Consider the following 18618-nt stretch of genomic DNA (forward strand, 5'->3'; position numbering starts at 1 on the left):
ACAGGAGTGGTAATGCAAGAGCCGGATACCGAAAGCTGGATTAATGTGATGGTGCGCGCGGCAGGGCGCTTTGGCCTGCCCGCCGATGCGCCCGCGGTGCGCCAACAGATGCGCTGGTTTGAAGCGCTGCCGCTTAGCGCAAAGCTGGAGCGCCTGAGTGGATTAATGGGGTTGCAGGTGCGCAGTGTGCCGCTCGCCCGCATGCGCTGGAATGGGCAAAACCTGCCGGTGATTGTGCAACTGGAGAGCGGGGAATTGCTGCTGCTTGAGTCGCTGGATGCCGACGGGCTGGCGACCTACTGGCTCGATAACGGCGGCGATCTGGTGCGCGAAGAGCCGCTGGAAACGCTGCTCACCCGCGTGAAGCCTGAGGTGGTGATGCTGGGCATCGCCGCGCGCGGGCGCGATTCGCGTATCGATGATTTTACCCGCCCGTGGGAGGCGCACTGGTTCTGGAAGCACTTTCGCCATAGCGGACGCAAGCTTACTGAGATCGCGCTCGCCTCGGTGGTGGGTAACGTGCTGGCGCTGGCAGGTATTCTTTTCTCGATGCAGGTTTATGACCGGGTGATCCCGGCACAGTCCCTGCCGACACTGTGGGTGCTGTTTTTCGGCGTCCTGCTGGCGGCAGCGCTGGAGTTCTTTATCCGCCTCGCGCGTACCCATGTCTCTGACATTATGGGCAAACATATCGACCTCAATGTCTCGTCGCTCTTTTTCGCCCGCGCGATGGCGATCAAAAACGATGCGCGGCCCAAATCGACCGGATCGTTTATCTCCCAACTGCGCGAGCTTGATCAGGTGCGCGAACTGCTTACCTCCACCACCGTCGGCGCGGCGATGGATATCCCGTTTGTTCTGCTGTTCCTCGGCATTATGGCGCTGGTCGGCGGTCCGCTGGTGATCATCCCGCTGGTTGCCATTCCGCTGATTATCATCCCAGGGCTGCTGGTGCAGTGGCCGATGGCCAAGCTGGCGAAAGCGGGGATGCGCGAAAGTGCAATTCGCAACGCGGTGCTGGTGGAGTCCATCGAAGGGGTGGAGGACATTAAAGCATTACAGGCAGAGCCCTACTTCCAGCGGCAGTGGGAGAACACTCACGCCGTGGGGGCCAATGTTGGCATGAAGCAGCGCGTGTGGGGCGCACGGCTGAGCGGCTGGGCCTCAACGGTGCAGCAGATCACCTATGCCGGGATGCTGGTGTTTGGCTGCTTTCTGGTGATCGATGGCGACATTACTACCGGGACGCTGGTGGCCTGTAGTTTGCTCTCGTCACGCACCATTGCGCCGCTGATGCAGCTCACCATGGTCTTCTCCCGCTGGCAGCATGCCAAATCGGCGATGAGCGGCCTCAACGATTTGCTGAAAAAGCCGCTCGATAAAGAGGCAGATAAGAAGATGGCGCACTGCCCGGTGCTGGCCGGCCATTTTCAGTTGCAGCAGATGCAGTACACCTATGACGAAGAGAAGGGCGATGTGGCGATCAATATTAACGAACTGGAGATCAAACCGGGCGAACGGGTGGCGATCCTCGGCAAGACCGGTGCCGGGAAATCAACGCTGTTAAAACTGCTCTCCGGCCAGGCGCAGGCCAGCAAAGGGAAAGTGATTATTGATGGCGTCGATATGGCGCATATCGATCCGACCGACGTGCGCCGTCAGGTGGGTTATCTGTCGCAGGATTCGCGCCTCTTCTTCGGTACGCTGCGCCAGAACCTGATGCTTGGGCATCCGCATGCTACCGAGGCGGAGCTTATTCAGGCGCTGCGCATCAGCGGGGCGATCAACCTTGTGCAGCAGGATGCCGCCAGCCTCGATCGGCTGATTAATGAGGGCGGACGCGGGCTTTCCGGCGGGCAGCGGCAGATGGTGCTGCTGAGCCGTTTGATTGTGCGCAATCCGCAAATTGTGCTGCTGGATGAACCAACGGCCTCAATGGATGAGCAACTGGAAGCGTGGGTGATCCGCCAGCTACAACAGTGGCTCACCGGGCGCACGCTGGTGCTGGTAACCCATCGCCCGGCGCTGCTCAACCTGGTGGATCGGATTGTGGTGATGGAGAACGGCAAAGTGGTGGCCGATGGGCCGCGCGATACGCTGCTGAAACAGGCGGCGCGCAACAGTAACGTGGCGTCCATCGTCTGAGGAGCGGGAAATGAGTCAACTCTCAATGCAGGATGAGCTGGCGCGTCAGGGGCGCTTCTACTCGTCGGTGATCTGGCTGACGCTGCTTGGCCTGGTGGTGTTTATTGCGTGGGCGACGTTTGCCATTCTTGATGAGGTAACGGTCGGCACCGGCAAAATCACCCCCTCAACTCATGCACAGGTGATTGAAAGCCTTGATGGCGGGATTGTCAGCGCGCTGATGGTGAAAGAGGGCGATATTGTGGAGCGCGGGCAGATGCTGGCGCGGCTCGATCCGACCCGTTTTCAGTCTAATTATGGCGAAGCGGCGGCGCGGGTGCGGGCACTGCGCGCCTCCAGCGAGCGTCTGCGCTCGGAGTTGACCGGCGAGCCGCTGCGTTTTAGCGCCGAGTCGATGCGTGAACCGGATCTGGTCGCCCGCGAGCGGCAGTTGTATGAGTCGCGGCGGCGCAACCTCAACGAGACGGTGGCCAATCTGCAAAAAACGCATCAGCTGGTAATGTCGGAGCTGCGCATGACGCAGCCGCTGGTGGCAAAGGGCGCAGCAAGCGATGTCGAGGTGATCCGCCTGCAACGCCAGGCGACGGAGCTGAAGGGAAAAATCGACGAGGCGCGTAACCAGTTTGCGGTGCGCGCCCGCGAAGAGCAGGTGAAAAATAATGCCGATCTCGATGCGCAGCTACAGGTGATGGCGGGCAAAGCGGATCAACTGGATCGCGCGGTGCTTAACTCCCCAGTGCGCGGGATCGTGAAAGATGTGCAGATCAATACCGTTGGCGGTGTGGTGCAGCCGGGTGGCAAGCTGATGGAGATTGTACCACTGGAGGATCAACTGCTGGTGGAGACGCGCATCAACCCGCGCGATATCGCCTATATTCGCCCCGGTTTACCGGCGACGGTGAAGGTGACGGCCTATGACTCTTCCATCTATGGCGATTTGAAAGGGACAGTAGAGGTGGTGTCGCCGGATACGTTGCAGGATGAGGTACGGCGCGATCAGTTTTACTACCGTGTTTATGTCCGCACGCAGAGCGCGGAGCTGAAGAACCGCAGCGGCAAAAGTTTCCCTATCCTGCCGGGGATGATCGCCAACGTTGAGATTAAAACCGGGCAAAAATCGGTGATGGATTATCTGATTAAACCGTTGAATAAACTTAATGAAGCGCTGCGGGAGCGGTAGGGCGGGGAGTTGATGCCCTCTCCCGGGGTGAGAGGGCAGCGCGGGCGAGCACTTAGCGGCCCGCGTTTTTCATGATGCGTGCTTTATCGAGCTGCCATTCGCGCTCTTTCACATCGGTACGTTTGTCGTGCTGTTTCTTACCTTTCGCCACGCCGATCTTCACTTTACACCAGGCGTTCTTCCAGTAGAGAGAGAGCGCAACCACGGTGTAACCTTCGCGGTTGATGCGGCCGTAGAGGGAATCGAGTTCGCGCTGGTTCAGCAGCAGTTTGCGCGTGCGCGTCGGGTCACAAACATAGTGGCTAGAGGCGACGGTCAGCGGCGTGAAGTTAGCGCCAAAGAGATAGGCTTCGCCATCTTTAAGAATCACGTAGCTATCACCAATGTTGGCTTTACCGGCACGTAAGGATTTTACTTCCCAGCCCTGCAGTGAAAGCCCGGCCTCAAACTCCTCTTCAATGAAGTATTCATGGCGGGCGCGCTTGTTCAGCGCAATGGTGGCTGAACCTGGTTTATATGCTTTTTTCTTCGTCATAGTATCGTGGAGCCATCCGGTAATCTGATATCTGAAACTGACCTCATTGCGTCCTGTGAGGCTGAACGGGTTATCTTAGCATGAGTTAGGGCAACGCGTTTTCCTTTCAACCGGGGGAGATGTTATTATTTAACGATTGTGTGAACGCGGAAAACCTTATGCCTCAGATTAGCCGTACTGCGCTGGTGCCCTATAGCGCTGAGCAGATGTATCAGTTAGTGAACGATGTGGACTCCTACCCGCAGTTTCTGCCGGGGTGTACCGGCAGCCGAATTCTCGACTCCAGCCCGACGGAGATGACGGCGGCCGTGGACGTGTCGAAAGCGGGGATCAGCAAGACCTTTACCACGCGCAACACGCTGGAAGCTAACAAAAGCATTTTGATGCACCTGGTGGATGGCCCGTTTAAGTCGCTGAGCGGCGGCTGGACCTTTTCCCCGCTTAGCTCGAATGCCTGCCGTGTGGAATTTCAGCTCAATTTCGAGTTTACCAATAAGCTGATTGAGCTGGCTTTCGGCCGCATCTTTAAAGAGCTGGCCGCGAACATGGTGCAGGCGTTTACCCATCGCGCGAAAGAGGTTTACCGTGCCGGGTAAAATCGCCGTTGAAGTGGCCTATGCATTGCCGGAGAAGCAATATCTGCTGCGGGTGAAGCTGGAGGTGGGCGCGACCGTCGAAGAGGCGATTCGCGCGTCCGGGCTGCTGGAGCTGCGCGAAGATATCGACCTAAAGGTGAACAAGGTTGGTATCTACAGCCGGACGGTGAAGCTGCACGACAACGTCAATGACGGCGATCGCGTGGAGATCTACCGCCCGCTGATTGCCGATCCGAAAGAGCTGCGTCGCCAGCGTGCTGAAAAAGCGGCGAACGAGAAAGCGGCAAACAAGTCATAGCTGCTTAGCCTGGCGCGACATACAAAAAAGGTGCTCACTGAGCACCTTTTTCTTTTACAGGCGGTTAAACCAGCTGGTGTTTAACCGCGTTTTTCAAACTTAGCGCTGGTTGGTCAGTGCCGGTTTGTTGTCGATATTGGTTAACACGCCGTTGCTGTTGAAGGTCAGAGTCAGCGTCTGCTGAGTCACATCTTCATGGCCTGGCTGCTGACGGAAGATATAGAACCAGGTATTGGTGCCAAACGGATCGCTCATCATCGGGGTTCCCAGTGCATACGCAACCTGCTGTTGCGTCATACCCACACGGATTTTGGCAACGTCGGTGGGCGTCAGGTAGTTCCCCTGGTTGATATCCGGACGGTAAACCACGCGTTCCAGAGTGGAGCAACCAGCGGTCAACATCAGAAGAACCGCTGCGGCAGCAGTCAGCATTTTACAGCGCATAGTGATTTGATTCCTTTTCGGGCCCGAACAGTACGTGGCTCATATGTAATATGCCGATAATAATAGACCTTTCGCCAGTTTAAAACCTTTGTGGCCGGGTCTGTTGTCGTTTTGTCGAGAAGTCAGACCGTCATATTACCGAAAAGTTTACGCTGCCAGCAGCTCTTTGGCATTCGCCAGCGCGTTACGCGTCACTTCGCTGCCGCCCAGCAGACGAGCCAGCTCCTGCAGACGCGCACGTTTATCCAGCGGCTGCATATGGGTTTCTGTCATGGCGCCATCGGTCTCTTTGCTGACATAGAAGTGGTGATGCCCGCAACCGGCCACCTGCGGCAGGTGCGTCACGCACATAACCTGCGTTGATTCGCCCAGCTGGCGCAGCATCTTACCGACAACGGCGGCAGTCGGGCCGCTGATACCCACGTCTACTTCATCGAAGATCAGCGCCGGGGTTTCCATCTTACGGGCGGTAATCACCTGAATCGCCAGCGCAATACGCGACAGCTCACCGCCGGATGCGACTTTGGCAATCGCCTGCAGCGGCTGTCCTGGGTTGGTGGTGACACGAAACTCAATGCGATCCGCGCCGTCTGCCGTCAGGCTATGGTCATTGAACGCCACATCGATCTCAAACACGCCGTGCGGCATGGAGAGTAAGTGCATACTTTCGGTGATCAGCTGGCTGAGCTCCTGCGCATACTTGACGCGCTGCGCATGCAGCTGCTGCGCGCTCTCCAGCGCCAGCTGGTGATGATGGCTAACGGCCAGCGCCAGCGTCTCCTGCGAATCCGCCTGATCTTCAAGCAGCTGCTGCTCATCCAGCAGAGACTGGTGGAACTGCGGCAGCTCTTCCGGCGCGATATGGTGCTTGCGCGCCAGCGAGATCTGTCGGGAGATACGCTGCTCCAGTTCGTAAAGGCGATTAGGATCGAGATCTAAACGGTCGCAGTAGTGGCGCAGCTCGTCGCTGGCTTCACTGATCTGGATTGCCGCCTCTTCCAGCATCTCCAGCACGCTGGAGAGACGTGTATCCATCCCGGTCAGCTCTGTAAGCAGCTGGCGGGCGCTGTAGAGCTGGCTCTGCAGGTTAACGTCTTCTCCATCCGCAAGCACGTTCAGCGCATGCTGGCTGGTGGAGAGCAGCTGTCCGCTATTAGCGAGACGCTTGTACTCTTCATCGATCTGTTCAAATTCGCCCGGCTGCGGGCTGAACTCGTTAAGCTCTTTCAGCTGATAGTGCAGCAGCTCGGCGCGCGCGGCGCGCTCCTGGCTCTGCTGCTGGTGCTGTGCCAGCTCACGACAGCTTTGATGCCAGGCGCGGTAGCGCTCAGCCATTTGCTGAGTGAGCACATACTCACCGGCATAGCCATCGAGCAGGGTTTTTTGGTGTTCGGATTTAATCAGCAACTGATGCGCATGCTGACCGTGGATCTGGATAAGCAGCTGACCCAGTTCGCGCAACTGGGAAAGGGGAACGGCAGTGCCGTTGATAAAGCCGCGGGAGCGGCCATCGCTACTGATGACGCGGCGAAGTAAACACTCACGTCCATCTTCAAGCTGATTCTCTTCGAGCCAGCGCTGCGCGGCAGGGGTATCTTTCAGGGCAAAGCGAGCGCAGAGATCGGCGCGCTGTGCGCCGGCGCGTACCATGTCAGCTTCAGCGCGACCGCCAAGGCAGAGCCCGAGCGCATCAATCGCGATGGATTTACCTGCGCCGGTTTCGCCGGTAATAGCCGTCATCCCGCTATTAAAATCGATCTCAAGCTCACGAACGATAGCAAAATTACTGATGGTGAGTTGTGCCAACATGGTTGCTTTCCTGTATGAAAAACCATAACTGTGTTTTCGTACAGTATAAACTGGAATTATATACAGTAAAGCCCCGCAGCCGCTTTTCAGAACAATTTTTTCGACCAGCCAAGCTTGGAGCTTAACGTGTTGAAATAGCTGTAATCTTTCGGGTGAATCAGATTCAGATGATAGTCACAGCGGCGGATGAGCACATCTTCACCTTCCTGAATCGGTAGCGCGATCTGGCTGTCACAGCTCACTTCAAGGTCGCTACGGCGATGGGAAAAACGCAGGCGAATGGTGCTACTGCTGTTAATCACCAGTGGGCGCGCAGAGAGGGTATGCGGAAACATCGGCACCAGCGTAATAGCGTCCAGCGAAGGAGTGAGGATCGGGCCGCCCGCAGAGAGCGAGTAGGCCGTGGAGCCAGTTGGCGTGGAGATAATCAGGCCATCCGAGCGCTGGGAGAAGGCAAAGACTTCATCTATATAGACTTCAAACTCAATCATGTGCGCCACTTTGCCAGGGTGCAGCACCACTTCATTAATGGCAGTGCTGATGCGCTTCTGGCAATCCTGCTGGCACACCTGTACTTCCAGCAAAAACCGTTTCTCAGCGATGTAGTGCCCCTCAAGCACATCGGCCAGCTGTTGCTGCGCATTATCGGGGTCAAGATCGGTCAGAAAGCCCAGATTGCCGCGGTTAATACCAATCACTTTGATGTCGTAACGCGCCAGCGTGCGCGCCGCGCCAAGCATATTGCCATCGCCGCCGACCACCACCGCCAGATCAGCCTGCTGCCCAATGTCCGCCAGCGTACCGGTTCTCACATTCGAGAGTTTCAGCTCATGGGCAATGCGCTGTTCAACCATCACGTCATAGCCTTTGGCATGCAGCCAGCGGTAGAGCATTTCATGTGTGGTGAGCGCGGTAGGGTGGCGCGGGTGCCCGACAATACCAATACACTTGAAATGTTGGGTCATTTTCTGCGGGTCCTTGTGGCGAATGAATGATGACAATCTGACTTGTTCCCTTGAATCCAGGAAACGGATCCCCATAATAATGCAGGTTAGCGAGATGATTGCAAAAAAACGCGGAGAAATTCATGAGTAGTGAAGAACAGAAAACGCCTGACGGGCAGTCCCCGGAAGAAATTATCAAGGAACAGCACGACGACGTTGAGGCGGTAGTTGAGCCTGACGAAGCGGCTGAGCAGGTGGATCCGCGCGATGAGAAAATTGCGAATCTGGAAGCGCAGTTAGCAGCAGCGGAAACCCGCGAGCGCGAGACGGTGCTGCGTATCAAAGCGGAGATGGAAAACCTGCGTCGCCGTACCGAACTGGATATCGAGAAAGCGCACAAATTTGCGCTGGAGAAGTTCATCAATGAACTCCTGCCGGTCATCGATAGTCTGGATCGCGCGCTGGAAGTGGCTGACAAAGAGAACGCCGAGATGGCGCCGATGGTCGAAGGTATCGAACTGACCCTGAAAAACATGCTGGATGTGGTGAAGAAATTTGGTGTTGAGGTGATTGCCGACACCAACGTTCCGCTGGATCCAAATGTGCATCAGGCGATTGCGATGGTCGAGTCGGAAGAGGTCAGCGCCGGCAACGTGCTGGGTGTGATGCAGAAAGGGTTCACCCTGAATGGTCGCACTATTCGCGCCGCGATGGTTACCGTCGCCAAAGCGACAGCGTAAAACGAAAACCCTCTCATGATGAGAGGGTTTTTTTTACTCTGTAACGCTCTCCCGCAGCGCTTTAACCGGGATCACTTTTACCTGCTTAATCATGTTCTCCTGCACATCGAGAATATCGATATCATACTGCTCAATGCGCACCCGCGTTCCTGCTGCCGGGATCTCTTCTAACTCTTCAAGCACCATGCCGTTAATGGTCCGCGCTTCATCTTCCGGTAGTCGCCAGTTAAAGGCTTTGTTCAGCTCGCGCACGCTGGCGCTGCCGTCAATAATCACCGAACCGTCATTCTGCGGCGTCGCTTCATCCGCCAGCGCAGGCGACATAGACGTGGTGAAATCCCCGACAATCTCTTCAAGAATATCTTCGACCGTCACCAGCCCCTGAATGTCGCCATACTCATCCACTACCAGGCCGACTTTCTTCTTATTACGCTGAAACTTCACCAGCTGAACGCTGAGCGGCGTCCCTTCCGGCACATAGTAAATTTCATCGGCGGCGCGCAGCATCACCTCTTTGGTAAACTCCTTTTTCTCGGTCATCAGGCGATAGGCTTCACGCACGCGTAGCATGCTGATGGTGTCATCCAGCGAGTCGCGATAGAGCACAATGCGGCCGTGCGGCGAGTGTGTCAGCTGCCGCACAATCGATTTCCAGTCATCATTGATATCGATACCGACGATCTCATTGCGCGGCACCATGATGTCATCAACGTTGACCTTCTCCAGATCGAGAATCGACAGCAGCATATCCTGATTGCGGCGGGAAATTTTCGAGCGCGACTCGTGAACGATGGTGCGCAGCTCCTCTTTGCTGAGCGCGCCGCTGACCACCACATCGGCTTTAATGCCGATCATACGCATCAAAATGCGCGTCACGCCGTTCAGCAGCCACACCAGCGGCAGCATGATAATTTGCAGCGGGCCGAGCAGCAGGCTGCTGGGAAAGGCGACCTTTTCCGGATAAAGGGCAGCGATGGTTTTGGGCAGCACTTCAGAAAAGACCAGCACCACGAAGGTCAGCACACCGGTAGCGATGGCAACCCCGGCGTTGCCGTACAGGCGCATACCAACAATGGTCGCCAGCGACGAGGCGAGAATGTTGACCAGGTTGTTGCCGATCAGCACCAGGCTAATCAGGCGATCGGGCTTACGCAGCAGCTTTTCGACGCGTTTGGCCGCACGGTTGCCCTGCTTGGCCATATGGCGCAGGCGATAGCGGTTGAGGGTCATCATGCCGGTTTCTGAACCGGAGAAATAGGCTGAAACCACGACCATGATGATAAGCGTAATAATCAGCGTCGTGGTGGAGATGTGTTCCAGGGGGAACTCCTTTGCTTTAACTTACGAAATGTTGCAGGACGCGGCTGCCGAAATAGGCGAGCGTTAAAATACCGGCTCCTGCGACGTTGAACCAGACGACGCGGCGACCGCGCCAGCCTTCATGATAGTGGCCCCACAGCAGGACAATATAGACAAACCAGGCGATGATCGAGAGCACCGCTTTGTCGATATTTTCCATGCTGAACAGGTTTTGCATGTAGAACAGGCCGGTGCAGAGCGTTAGCGTCAGCAGCACCACACCGACCTGGGTGATATGAAACATCTTGCGTTCAATCACCAGCAGCGGCGGCATTTCATTGCTGAAAGCCAGCTTTTTATTCTTCAGCTGATAATCGATCCACGCCAGCTGGAGCGCATACATGGCCGCGATAATTAAGGTCGCGTAGGCGAACAGCGACAGACCGATATGCACCATCATGCCGGGCGTGGTTTCCAGATGCGTGATGAACTCATTCGGCATGAAAATGGCGAAAGCGAGATTGATTAACGCGAACGTATAAACAATCGGCAGCAGCAGCCAGCCGCGGTTTTTCGAGGCGACAATGGTCATCACCGTACAGATCATCAGGCTGACCAGGGAACCGACGTTCAGCAGGCTGAGATTTTGACCGCCATCGTCAGGGAAGATGCGCTCTTTCAGCGCGAAGCCGTGGAATATAAGCGCAAGCACCGCTGAAAAGATGGCCATTTTGCGCCAGCCGCTGTTTTTTTGTAACAGGCTGGGAACAATCAGCGCGATGCTGGTTGAGTAGGCAACAAGAGCGATCAGGGCAAAAACGGGCATAGGCGTGTCGACAGTTGACTAAGAGAGAAAGAGAAGCAGTATAACGTTACGTGACCCAGCCTCCAACAGTTCCATCACATACAGCCGCGATGTCTTCATGCTATACTGCGGCGAATTTCTGTTATGCGTCGCGCTGGCGGCCAATCGTATCACCTCAGGCGAGAGACAATGTTTGATAATTTAACCGATCGTTTGTCGCGCTCACTGCGCAATATCAGTGGCCGTGGACGCCTCACTGAAGACAACATCAAAGAGACCCTGCGCGAAGTGCGCATGGCGCTGCTGGAAGCTGACGTTGCGCTACCGGTAGTGCGTGACTTTATCAACCGCGTGAAAGAGAAAGCGGTAGGACACGAAGTCAACAAGAGTCTGACCCCGGGCCAGGAGTTCGTCAAAATTGTGCGCAACGAACTGGTTGCCGCGATGGGCGAAGAGAACCAGAGCCTCAACCTGGCGGCGCAGCCACCGGCAGTAGTGCTGATGGCGGGCCTGCAGGGTGCGGGTAAAACCACCAGCGTTGGTAAGCTCGGTAAGTTCCTGCGCGAGAAGCACAAGAAGAAAGTGATGGTCGTCTCCGCGGACGTTTACCGCCCGGCGGCGATCAAACAGCTGGAGACGCTGGCGCAGCAGGTCGAGGTCGATTTCTTCCCCTCTGACGTCGCGCAAAAGCCGGTCGACATCGTTAACGCGGCGCTGAAAGAGGCGAAGCTGAAGTTTTATGACGTGCTGCTGGTGGATACCGCCGGTCGTCTGCACGTTGATGAAGCGATGATGGAGGAGATCAAACAGGTTCACGCGGCGATTAAGCCCGTTGAGACGCTGTTTGTTGTCGACGCCATGACCGGTCAGGATGCCGCCAACACGGCAAAAGCCTTTAATGAAGCGCTGCCGCTGACCGGTGTCGTGCTGACCAAAGTGGACGGTGATGCCCGCGGCGGTGCGGCGCTCTCTATCCGTCATATCACCGGTAAGCCGATCAAATTCCTCGGCGTCGGTGAGAAAACCGAAGCGCTGGAGCCGTTCCACCCGGATCGTATCGCGTCGCGTATTCTCGGTATGGGCGACGTGCTGTCGCTGATCGAAGATATCGAAAGCAAAGTTGACCGTGCGCAGGCTGAGAAGCTGGCGAACAAGCTGAAAAAAGGCGACGGCTTCGATCTGACCGACTTCCTTGAGCAGCTGCGCCAGATGAAAAACATGGGCGGTATGGCGAGCCTGATGGGCAAGCTGCCGGGCATGGGCCAGATCCCTGATAACGTAAAAGCGCAGATGGATGACAAAGTGCTGGTGCGTATGGAAGCGATCATCAACTCGATGACCTTCAAAGAGCGCGCCAACCCGGACATCATCAAAGGCTCGCGCAAACGCCGCATCGCTGCAGGCTGCGGTATGCAGGTGCAGGATGTAAACCGTCTGCTCAAACAGTTCGACGACATGCAACGCATGATGAAGAAGATGAAGAAAGGCGGGATGGCGAAGATGATGCGCGGGATGAAAGGGATGATGCCGCCTGGTTTCCCTGGCCGCTGATTCCGGCCTGGCTTATTTGTCATTTTGATACCGGGGTGTGCTCGAAATGCTCACGTACTACGTGTACGCTCCGCTTTCTGCGCGCACGCCGGCACCAAACTGACGGCAACGCCGACGGCCTCGACTCTCACTGAACCGCACGTTCCGATTGCTTTTTAGCAAAAAATGAGTAAAATTTTCGGGCTTTTAATATGACACCAGGCTCCGTTCCTCGATGGGGCCGGGTGTTTTATTCACACAAGAGGATGTTATGGTAACTATTCGTTTAGCTCGTCACGGCGCTAAAAAGCGTCCGTTCTACCAGGTTGTTGTTACTGACAGCCGTAATGCACGCAACGGTCGCTTCATTGAGCGCGTTGGTTTCTTCAACCCGATCGCGTCTGATAAAGAAGAAGGCACCCGCCTGGATCTGGATCGTATCGCACATTGGGTTGGCCAGGGCGCTACCGTTTCCGATCGCGTTTCCGCGCTGATCAAAGAAGCAAAGAAAGCAGCTTAATCTGTCACGGTGGTCATGATGAGCAAGCAACAAACCGCATCGGCCCCTGCTGAGCCAATTATTGTTGGCAAACTGGGATCTTCTTACGGAATTCGTGGTTGGCTCAGAGTGTTTTCCTCCACCGAAGACGCCGAAAGCATTTTTGACTATCAGCCCTGGTTTATCCAGAAGGCGGGTCAGTGGCAGAGCATCGAGCTGGAAAGCTGGCGCTACCACAATCAGGATATCGTCATCAAGCTGAAAGGCGTTGACGATCGCGATGCCGCGAATCTTCTGACGAATTGCGAAATTCTCGTTGATTCCGCGCAGTTGCCGCAACTGGAAGAGGGTGACTACTACTGGAAAGACCTTATGGGTTGCCAGGTAGTGACTACTGAAGGTTACAGCCTCGGTAAAGTCATCGATATGATGGAAACCGGGTCGAATGACGTTCTCGTCATCAAGGCAAACCTGAAAGATGCATTTGGTATCAAGGAGCGGTTGGTTCCGTTCCTCGATGGGCAGGTTATCAAGAAAGTCGATCTCGCTACTCAAACCATTGAAGTAGATTGGGATCCTGGTTTTTAAACCTCCGGATATACGGTAAAAGACGGCGCTATGTGGATTGGCATAATTAGCCTGTTTCCTGAAATGTTCCGCGCGATTACCGACTACGGGGTAACTGGCCGGGCAGTAAAAAAAGGCCTGCTGAGCATTGAGAGCTGGAGTCCACGTGACTTCGCTCATGACCGGCACCGTACCGTGGACGAACGTCCTTACGGCGGCGGACCGGGAATGCTAATGATGGTGAACCCTTTACGGGACGCCATTCACGCAGCGAAAGCCGCGGCGGGCGAAGGCGCGAAGGTGATTTATCTTTCGCCTCAGGGACGCAAGCTTGATCAAGCGGGCGTGAGCGAACTGGCTACCAATCAGAAACTGATTCTGGTGTGCGGTCGCTACGAAGGGATAGATGAGCGGGTAATCCAGACCGAGATTGATGAAGAGTGGTCTATTGGTGATTACGTGCTCAGCGGCGGTGAGCTGCCAGCAATGACGCTGATTGACTCGGTTTCCCGGTTTATTCCGGGGGTACTGGGCCACGAAGCTTCAGCAACGGAAGACTCCTTTGCTGATGGATTGCTGGACTGCCCGCACTATACTCGTCCTGAAGTGTTAGAAGGGATGGAAGTACCGGCGGTTTTACTGTCGGGAAATCATGCCGAGATACGTCGCTGGCGTCTGAAGCAGTCGCTGGGCCGAACCTGGCTTAGAAGACCTGAACTTCTGGAAAACCTGGCTCTGACTGAAGAGCAAGCAAGGTTGCTGGCGGAGTTCAAAAGCGAACACGCACAACAGCAGCAACAGAAACATGATGGGATGGCTTAAGCCCTCCAAATATCAGTTTACCCAGGATAAGAGATTAAATTATGAGCAACATCATTAAGCAAATTGAACAAGAGCAGATGAAGCAGGACGTACCTTCCTTCCGTCCGGGTGACACCGTGGAAGTGAAAGTATGGGTTGTTGAAGGTTCCAAAAAACGTCTGCAGGCATTCGAGGGCGTGGTTATCGCTATTCGTAACCGCGGTCTGCACTCTGCATTCACTGTTCGCAAAATCTCCAACGGCGAAGGCGTTGAGCGTGTCTTCCAGACTCACTCTCCGGTAGTTGACAGCATTGCTGTTAAACGTCGTGGTGCTGTACGTAAAGCTAAACTGTACTACCTGCGTGAGCGCACCGGTAAGTCTGCTCGTATTAAAGAGCGTCTTAACTAAGATAGCGCACGCGCTACATCCAAAGCGTGTTATAGAACAAGGGGTTAGCGTAATGCTAACCCCTTTTTTATTGTCTGTGGCGGCAGAGTGGCGGCAGAAAAACGGGCGATCTACAGGCATAAAAAAAGCCTGCGGATGCAGGCTTAATGAGGTGGCGACGTTAGCGCAGGCTGGCAGGCGAAGCGGTGGGCGCTGCCACAGGCCGGACAATATAACGTGCCAGCGATTCATGGGTGACAAATGTACATCCGCACTCGACGTTCTGGCACTGGTGATAACGCTCTTTGGTTTCGGTACTGAGGTAGCGGCTGGAGCGCGCATGCGCGGCCTGCTGGCATACCGGACAATGCATCATAATGGGGTCTCCTTCGTGTTTATGCTAGCTATGATAGCCTCCAATCTTGCAAATACAAGTTAATTAATGCATTTGTGATTTTTATTTTGCATCATACTCAACATTATTAATGCGAACCTCCAGTTCCACACTGCTGACAAAACCCTGCGTGTTCATGGGATGGGTCACTTTTTTGACGACCCACATTCTGGCGTTAATCACATTTTTGAACCCAGTCACTATCACCGGCGTTTCGGGACGCAGGTCTGCTCTGCCCTGCGCAAGGGTAATTGAAAATTTCGCCGCGTTGCGCTGGATCTCGCTCCATTGGGCTTCAGCTGCCAGCTTCGCCTCCTCTTTATTCGCGAACGTGGTGGAGAGAATCAGAACGTTATCTTTTGAGCCTGCCGTGTAGTCTGTCGGCTCGCTTTTCCCATTTGAGGCTGCCTGGCTACTGACCGCCTGCGGATGGGAAATGGGCGTGGGCTTCTGTTGCGATGATTTTCTCTGCAGCTGAACTGTATTCTGGTTTTTTGGCGTGGCGGTATCTTGCCAATGTGCCGTAACGCCAGAGTAGTTGATGCGATCGGCGATCGAGAAATCATGGCTGTCGCCATCGCTACGGGCTATCGTGGCGGAGGGCATTGTTTCGCCGCCTACTACGCACATGCCCGGGACGATGAAAAACAGTTTCCCCGATTTGACGGCGATCTCGGCACCGTTACGCCGCGCCAGGCGCGTCAGAAAGTTTGCGTCGGACTCATTCGACTGATCGATATGCGCAATCTTAATCTGCGCCAGCGAGGGTGGCAGACTGGTGTCCAGCTTATTACGTTTAGCAATCTCCTCAACGATGGCGCCGAGCGTCGTATCATGCCAGGAGCTATCCTGGGGGCTGTTCAGGCTGCCGCGAAAATCTGCGCTTTTAGCGGTGACGCTAACCTGATCCGGTGTGCCTTTGTGGCTGACCTGGTCGACAATAAAGGTGCCCATTTCAGTCAGCGCAGCACCCTGCCAGCCGATGGCCAGCGTGATGACATTGCTCCGCTCGGGCATCTCGATTTGCCCGTCAGCATCATCAAGTGTCAGCGTAAGCGTATCCGCTTCGAACCCCCGGTTATCCGTCACCGTCAGGGCAATTAATCGGGACTGAATATTGCCCGTAATATCCTTCTCCCCGAGCTTTAATGAAAATGCCGGCGTTTTTACCCGTGCTAAGCCGTTTGTGAATGCGTTAAGCATCAGAACCTCTCCAGCATGTTGGTCGCCAGCTGCTTACCCTGGTCATAAATATCGCCAAACATCACTTTCAGCGACTCATCGACGCGAGTCAGCTTCAAGGTGAAGTTGATTTTGCGTGGCGATCCGTCCGGGTAAAAAAGGGTGCCGGTTTCGCTAACGTTATTAACGACATACATGCCGTAAATCATGCCTGTGCCATCAATCAGCGGCCAGGCCTTGCCCTGTTCCGCCATCAGACGTACCGCCGAGAGCGACAGCGTGCCGCCAGTGAGCTCCGGGAAGAGTTCACCAGTAATATCAATAGTCTCGCTCCCGGGGCCGGTGAATTGATAGGCATCGCGCTTACCGACCCGCGCGTTGCTGGCCCAGCTAAAGTTGCTCTCCCTTTTCATGCTCTGGTAAGGGAGGGTCTGGCGCATAAAAACAAAAAGCCCAAGTGCCAGCATCATGAGGCAAATCCTCCTGCCGCGCTGAATTGTGAAAGGGAGTTAGTGCGTTTCTCCTGCTCGTGCTGTGCCAGCAGATCTCTTAACTGGCGCGTGCCATCGCCGCCGGGTGACATATCTCCCTGCAGAGTGATGTTGTATTCGCTCTTGCTTTGATCGACATAGGAGCCACCAGCCGCAGGGCGCGCTACCTGATAATTGTCTAAGCGTGGAGGTTGCACCATGCCGAACGCTGCACCGCCAGTGGTCGGTTGGGTTTGCTTATCCGGGCTGGCATCAGCCGACTGTTTGTTAATAACGCCAAGCTTATCCAGCAACCATGCCACCCCCTCGTTCAGCAGCTTTAGCGATTTAAGGGGCCACGTCAGTGCCATAACCAGTACCTGGCCGAACATTTTTCCAGCGTTACCGCAGTTCTCCAGGGTTTGCTGGCTGGATTTGACGGGGGTGAGCAGATCGCCGAACCACCCGGCAATATTACTGATTGCTTTACCTATGCCGTCGAAAAGCGGCTGGAACGGCGCAAACAACTCGGCAATCGGGGCAAACGCCGTTTTGATACCTTCAATAACGCCGCCAAAGAAGGCGCTAACCGGCTCCCAGTATTTGTAAATCGCAAACACAACGGCGGCGACAACCGCGATAATCGGCAGGGTGAGTGAGCCAAATAGTGCAGCTATCCCGCCGAAAATAGTGGTAAATACGCTGCCGAGCGTCGTCGCGATGGTGATTAGCGTACTGATGCCGGTGAACACCGGAGCGATAACGCCCGCCACGGTGCCGACAGCGCCTGCAATGCCCACCACGACCGTGGCGATAAGCCCGAAGCTCTGCACCAGTCCCTGGTTATTTTGCACCCACTCCTGCAGCTTCCCGACATAGCGGGTCGCCGTCTGCACCAGCGAGCGCAGAGATGACTCCTGGGTGCTGAAAATATCAACGCTCAGGGACTGATAAGCCGCCTGCAGCGCCTCAAGATCGGTACCCAGGTTGCCGACACTGCTCTGCATCGCCGCGGCGGGGCCGGCAGCGCTATTCTGCAGTGCTGCGACCGCCGTTCCCGGAGCTCCGGTACTGTTTTGCAGGGTAGCAACGGCTGTTCCCGAGCCATTTTGCAGCGTAGCGACCGCTGTTCCTGAAGCGGGGGTACTGTTCTGTGCACCGGGCTCTGCGTTATCGGAGGCCGCAGCCGGCGCAAGCGGGCTGTTTTTCAGCGACGCTTCATAGCCCGGCTGCATGATTTTTTTGCCGAGCTCGAACCCGGTTGTGGCAATCGACTTGCTTTTCTCGCCAATGGTCGAAATCTTTTCGCCTGCGCCCAGAATACGCTGCTGCACGGCCTGGATTTTTGCCGCACGCAGCTGGCGCTTCTGATGCTGCTCCTGTTTGAGCGCCTGGCGCTGGGTGATCAACTGTGCCGACTCATCGCTGATACGGCTATTGAGCTGGAGTCGCGCGGATAACGGCGTTCTTGCCTCAATACCGGCCGTCTTCAGGGATGTCTTATTAGCTTTGATCGTTCTGCGCAGGGTAAGACGTTCCTTTTTGAGCGCTTTCTCCGACTTAGGTTTTCCGCTCCAGGGATCGATAATCGCTGGCGCTGCTGTGCCGTTGGCGGCATTTTGCCTGTTCTGTTTGATGTCGCTCAGCTGCGCATTGACGGAGGCAAGGGCTTTTTCCGCGCGCATGATGTCGTCGACCTGCGCAAGCTGGGTGTACAAGCCGCGCAGGTTTTTCTCCGTTCCTTTCACGCTGTCAGACAGAGAGAGACTCTCTGTCTGCAACGATTGAAACGGGCGCGTCGCCTGATCAACAGCCGTGAGCAATTCCTCTAATTTTGCGCTGTTACTCATATCTGTTTCCGCTTCGCTGTAGCGCTTTCTCGCGCCAGGTGATGAGTTCTGTCAGGCTCAGGGGGTAGAGTTCTGACGGCGGCCAGTGAAAGATCACCGCGATATCCGCCATCAGATCGTCAACCGACAGAGAGGCCGGAA

The 18618-nt window shown here is 55.6% G+C and carries 21 protein-coding genes; 10 read left to right on the forward strand and 11 right to left on the reverse strand.

Features of this window, described 5'->3' with window-relative positions; genetic code table 11:
- Positions 1–12 precede the first annotated feature (12 nt).
- Together ABIC80_RS18330 and ABIC80_RS18335 are read left to right on the forward strand one after the other, a co-directional pair.
- Positions 13–2145, forward strand: coding sequence for a type I secretion system permease/ATPase (locus ABIC80_RS18330; protein ID WP_429178118.1), 2133 nt, complete (start codon positions 13–15; stop codon positions 2143–2145).
- Between the two features lie 10 nt (positions 2146–2155).
- Positions 2156–3325, forward strand: coding sequence for an HlyD family efflux transporter periplasmic adaptor subunit (locus ABIC80_RS18335; protein WP_042712414.1), 1170 nt, complete (start codon positions 2156–2158; stop codon positions 3323–3325).
- Between the two features lie 52 nt (positions 3326–3377).
- Here the strand turns inward: ABIC80_RS18335 and smpB are convergent, their stop codons facing one another.
- Positions 3378–3860 carry an SsrA-binding protein SmpB gene (gene smpB / locus ABIC80_RS18340; protein ID WP_023480573.1) on the reverse strand — a complete coding sequence of 161 codons (483 nt, stop codon included), beginning with the start codon at positions 3858–3860 and terminating at the stop codon, positions 3378–3380.
- A 158-nt stretch (positions 3861–4018) separates the two neighbouring features.
- On the opposite strand from smpB, the gene ABIC80_RS18345 reads away from it, so the two are divergent.
- Together ABIC80_RS18345 and ABIC80_RS18350 are read left to right on the forward strand one after the other, a co-directional pair.
- Entirely contained in the window at positions 4019–4456 is a 438-nt protein-coding gene (locus ABIC80_RS18345; RefSeq protein WP_429178120.1) for a type II toxin-antitoxin system RatA family toxin, read from the forward strand.
- Positions 4446–4754, forward strand: a complete 309-nt coding sequence (locus tag ABIC80_RS18350; protein ID WP_042712412.1) for an RnfH family protein — start codon at positions 4446–4448, stop codon at positions 4752–4754. The genes ABIC80_RS18345 and ABIC80_RS18350 overlap by 11 nt, the downstream gene beginning before the upstream one ends.
- A 99-nt stretch (positions 4755–4853) precedes the next feature.
- Here the strand turns inward: ABIC80_RS18350 and bamE are convergent, their stop codons facing one another.
- The 3 genes from bamE to nadK all read right to left on the reverse strand — a co-directional run bounded on the left by bamE (position 4854) and on the right by nadK (position 7972).
- Positions 4854–5198: an outer membrane protein assembly factor BamE gene (gene bamE / locus ABIC80_RS18355; RefSeq protein ID WP_023480683.1), complete on the reverse strand. Its 345-nt coding sequence runs from the start codon at positions 5196–5198 to the stop codon at positions 4854–4856.
- A 147-nt stretch (positions 5199–5345) separates the two neighbouring features.
- Positions 5346–7007: a DNA repair protein RecN gene (gene recN / locus ABIC80_RS18360; protein ID WP_429178122.1), complete on the reverse strand. Its 1662-nt coding sequence runs from the start codon at positions 7005–7007 to the stop codon at positions 5346–5348.
- Between the two features lie 86 nt (positions 7008–7093).
- Positions 7094–7972, reverse strand: coding sequence for an NAD(+) kinase (nadK, locus tag ABIC80_RS18365; RefSeq protein WP_042712406.1), 879 nt, complete (start codon positions 7970–7972; stop codon positions 7094–7096).
- A gap of 122 nt (positions 7973–8094) precedes the next feature.
- Here nadK and grpE point away from each other — a divergent pair, with 122 nt between their 5' ends.
- A complete protein-coding gene (grpE, locus tag ABIC80_RS18370) occupies positions 8095–8691 on the forward strand; it encodes a nucleotide exchange factor GrpE (RefSeq protein ID WP_429178124.1) in 597 nt (198 codons plus the stop codon).
- Between the two features lie 33 nt (positions 8692–8724).
- Here the strand turns inward: grpE and ABIC80_RS18375 are convergent, their stop codons facing one another.
- Together ABIC80_RS18375 and ABIC80_RS18380 are read right to left on the reverse strand one after the other, a co-directional pair.
- A complete protein-coding gene (locus ABIC80_RS18375; RefSeq protein WP_094421679.1) occupies positions 8725–10011 on the reverse strand; it encodes an HlyC/CorC family transporter in 1287 nt (428 codons plus the stop codon).
- A 16-nt stretch (positions 10012–10027) separates the two neighbouring features.
- On the reverse strand, positions 10028–10816 hold the full coding sequence (locus ABIC80_RS18380) for a cytochrome C assembly family protein (protein ID WP_023480617.1): 789 nt from the start codon (positions 10814–10816) through the stop codon (positions 10028–10030).
- 168 nt (positions 10817–10984) lie between these two features.
- Here ABIC80_RS18380 and ffh point away from each other — a divergent pair, with 168 nt between their 5' ends.
- The 5 genes from ffh to rplS all read left to right on the forward strand — a co-directional run bounded on the left by ffh (position 10985) and on the right by rplS (position 14602).
- Positions 10985–12346, forward strand: a complete 1362-nt coding sequence (ffh, locus tag ABIC80_RS18385; RefSeq protein ID WP_023480583.1) for a signal recognition particle protein — start codon at positions 10985–10987, stop codon at positions 12344–12346.
- Positions 12347–12596: 250 nt separating this feature from the next.
- Positions 12597–12845 carry a 30S ribosomal protein S16 gene (gene rpsP, locus ABIC80_RS18390; protein WP_023480584.1) on the forward strand — a complete coding sequence of 83 codons (249 nt, stop codon included), beginning with the start codon at positions 12597–12599 and terminating at the stop codon, positions 12843–12845.
- Positions 12846–12863: 18 nt separating this feature from the next.
- Positions 12864–13412 carry a ribosome maturation factor RimM gene (gene rimM, locus ABIC80_RS18395; RefSeq protein ID WP_023480523.1) on the forward strand — a complete coding sequence of 183 codons (549 nt, stop codon included), beginning with the start codon at positions 12864–12866 and terminating at the stop codon, positions 13410–13412.
- Positions 13413–13442: 30 nt separating this feature from the next.
- Positions 13443–14213 carry a tRNA (guanosine(37)-N1)-methyltransferase TrmD gene (gene trmD / locus ABIC80_RS18400; RefSeq protein WP_023480607.1) on the forward strand — a complete coding sequence of 257 codons (771 nt, stop codon included), beginning with the start codon at positions 13443–13445 and terminating at the stop codon, positions 14211–14213.
- A gap of 41 nt (positions 14214–14254) precedes the next feature.
- Entirely contained in the window at positions 14255–14602 is a 348-nt protein-coding gene (rplS, locus tag ABIC80_RS18405; protein WP_006178051.1) for a 50S ribosomal protein L19, read from the forward strand.
- Positions 14603–14762: 160 nt separating this feature from the next.
- Here the strand turns inward: rplS and ABIC80_RS18410 are convergent, their stop codons facing one another.
- The 5 genes from ABIC80_RS18410 to ABIC80_RS18430 all read right to left on the reverse strand — a co-directional run bounded on the left by ABIC80_RS18410 (position 14763) and on the right by ABIC80_RS18430 (position 18589).
- Positions 14763–14957: an ogr/Delta-like zinc finger family protein gene (locus ABIC80_RS18410; protein WP_054804241.1), complete on the reverse strand. Its 195-nt coding sequence runs from the start codon at positions 14955–14957 to the stop codon at positions 14763–14765.
- Between the two features lie 81 nt (positions 14958–15038).
- On the reverse strand, positions 15039–16178 hold the full coding sequence (locus ABIC80_RS18415) for a phage late control D family protein (RefSeq protein ID WP_429178126.1): 1140 nt from the start codon (positions 16176–16178) through the stop codon (positions 15039–15041).
- Positions 16178–16627, reverse strand: coding sequence for a phage tail protein (locus ABIC80_RS18420; RefSeq protein ID WP_139568123.1), 450 nt, complete (start codon positions 16625–16627; stop codon positions 16178–16180). The genes ABIC80_RS18415 and ABIC80_RS18420 overlap by 1 nt, the downstream gene beginning before the upstream one ends.
- Positions 16624–18477, reverse strand: a complete 1854-nt coding sequence (locus ABIC80_RS18425; protein WP_429178127.1) for a phage tail tape measure protein — start codon at positions 18475–18477, stop codon at positions 16624–16626. The genes ABIC80_RS18420 and ABIC80_RS18425 overlap by 4 nt, the downstream gene beginning before the upstream one ends.
- Complete coding sequence (locus ABIC80_RS18430) at positions 18470–18589, reverse strand: GpE family phage tail protein (protein WP_034813568.1); 120 nt, start codon at positions 18587–18589, stop codon at positions 18470–18472. Before ABIC80_RS18430 ends, ABIC80_RS18425 begins: the two co-directional genes overlap by 8 nt.
- Between the last annotated feature and the right edge of the window lie 29 nt (positions 18590–18618).

The organism is Kosakonia sp. 1610 (assembly GCF_050435845.1).
Taxonomy (GTDB): domain Bacteria; phylum Pseudomonadota; class Gammaproteobacteria; order Enterobacterales; family Enterobacteriaceae; genus Kosakonia; species Kosakonia cowanii.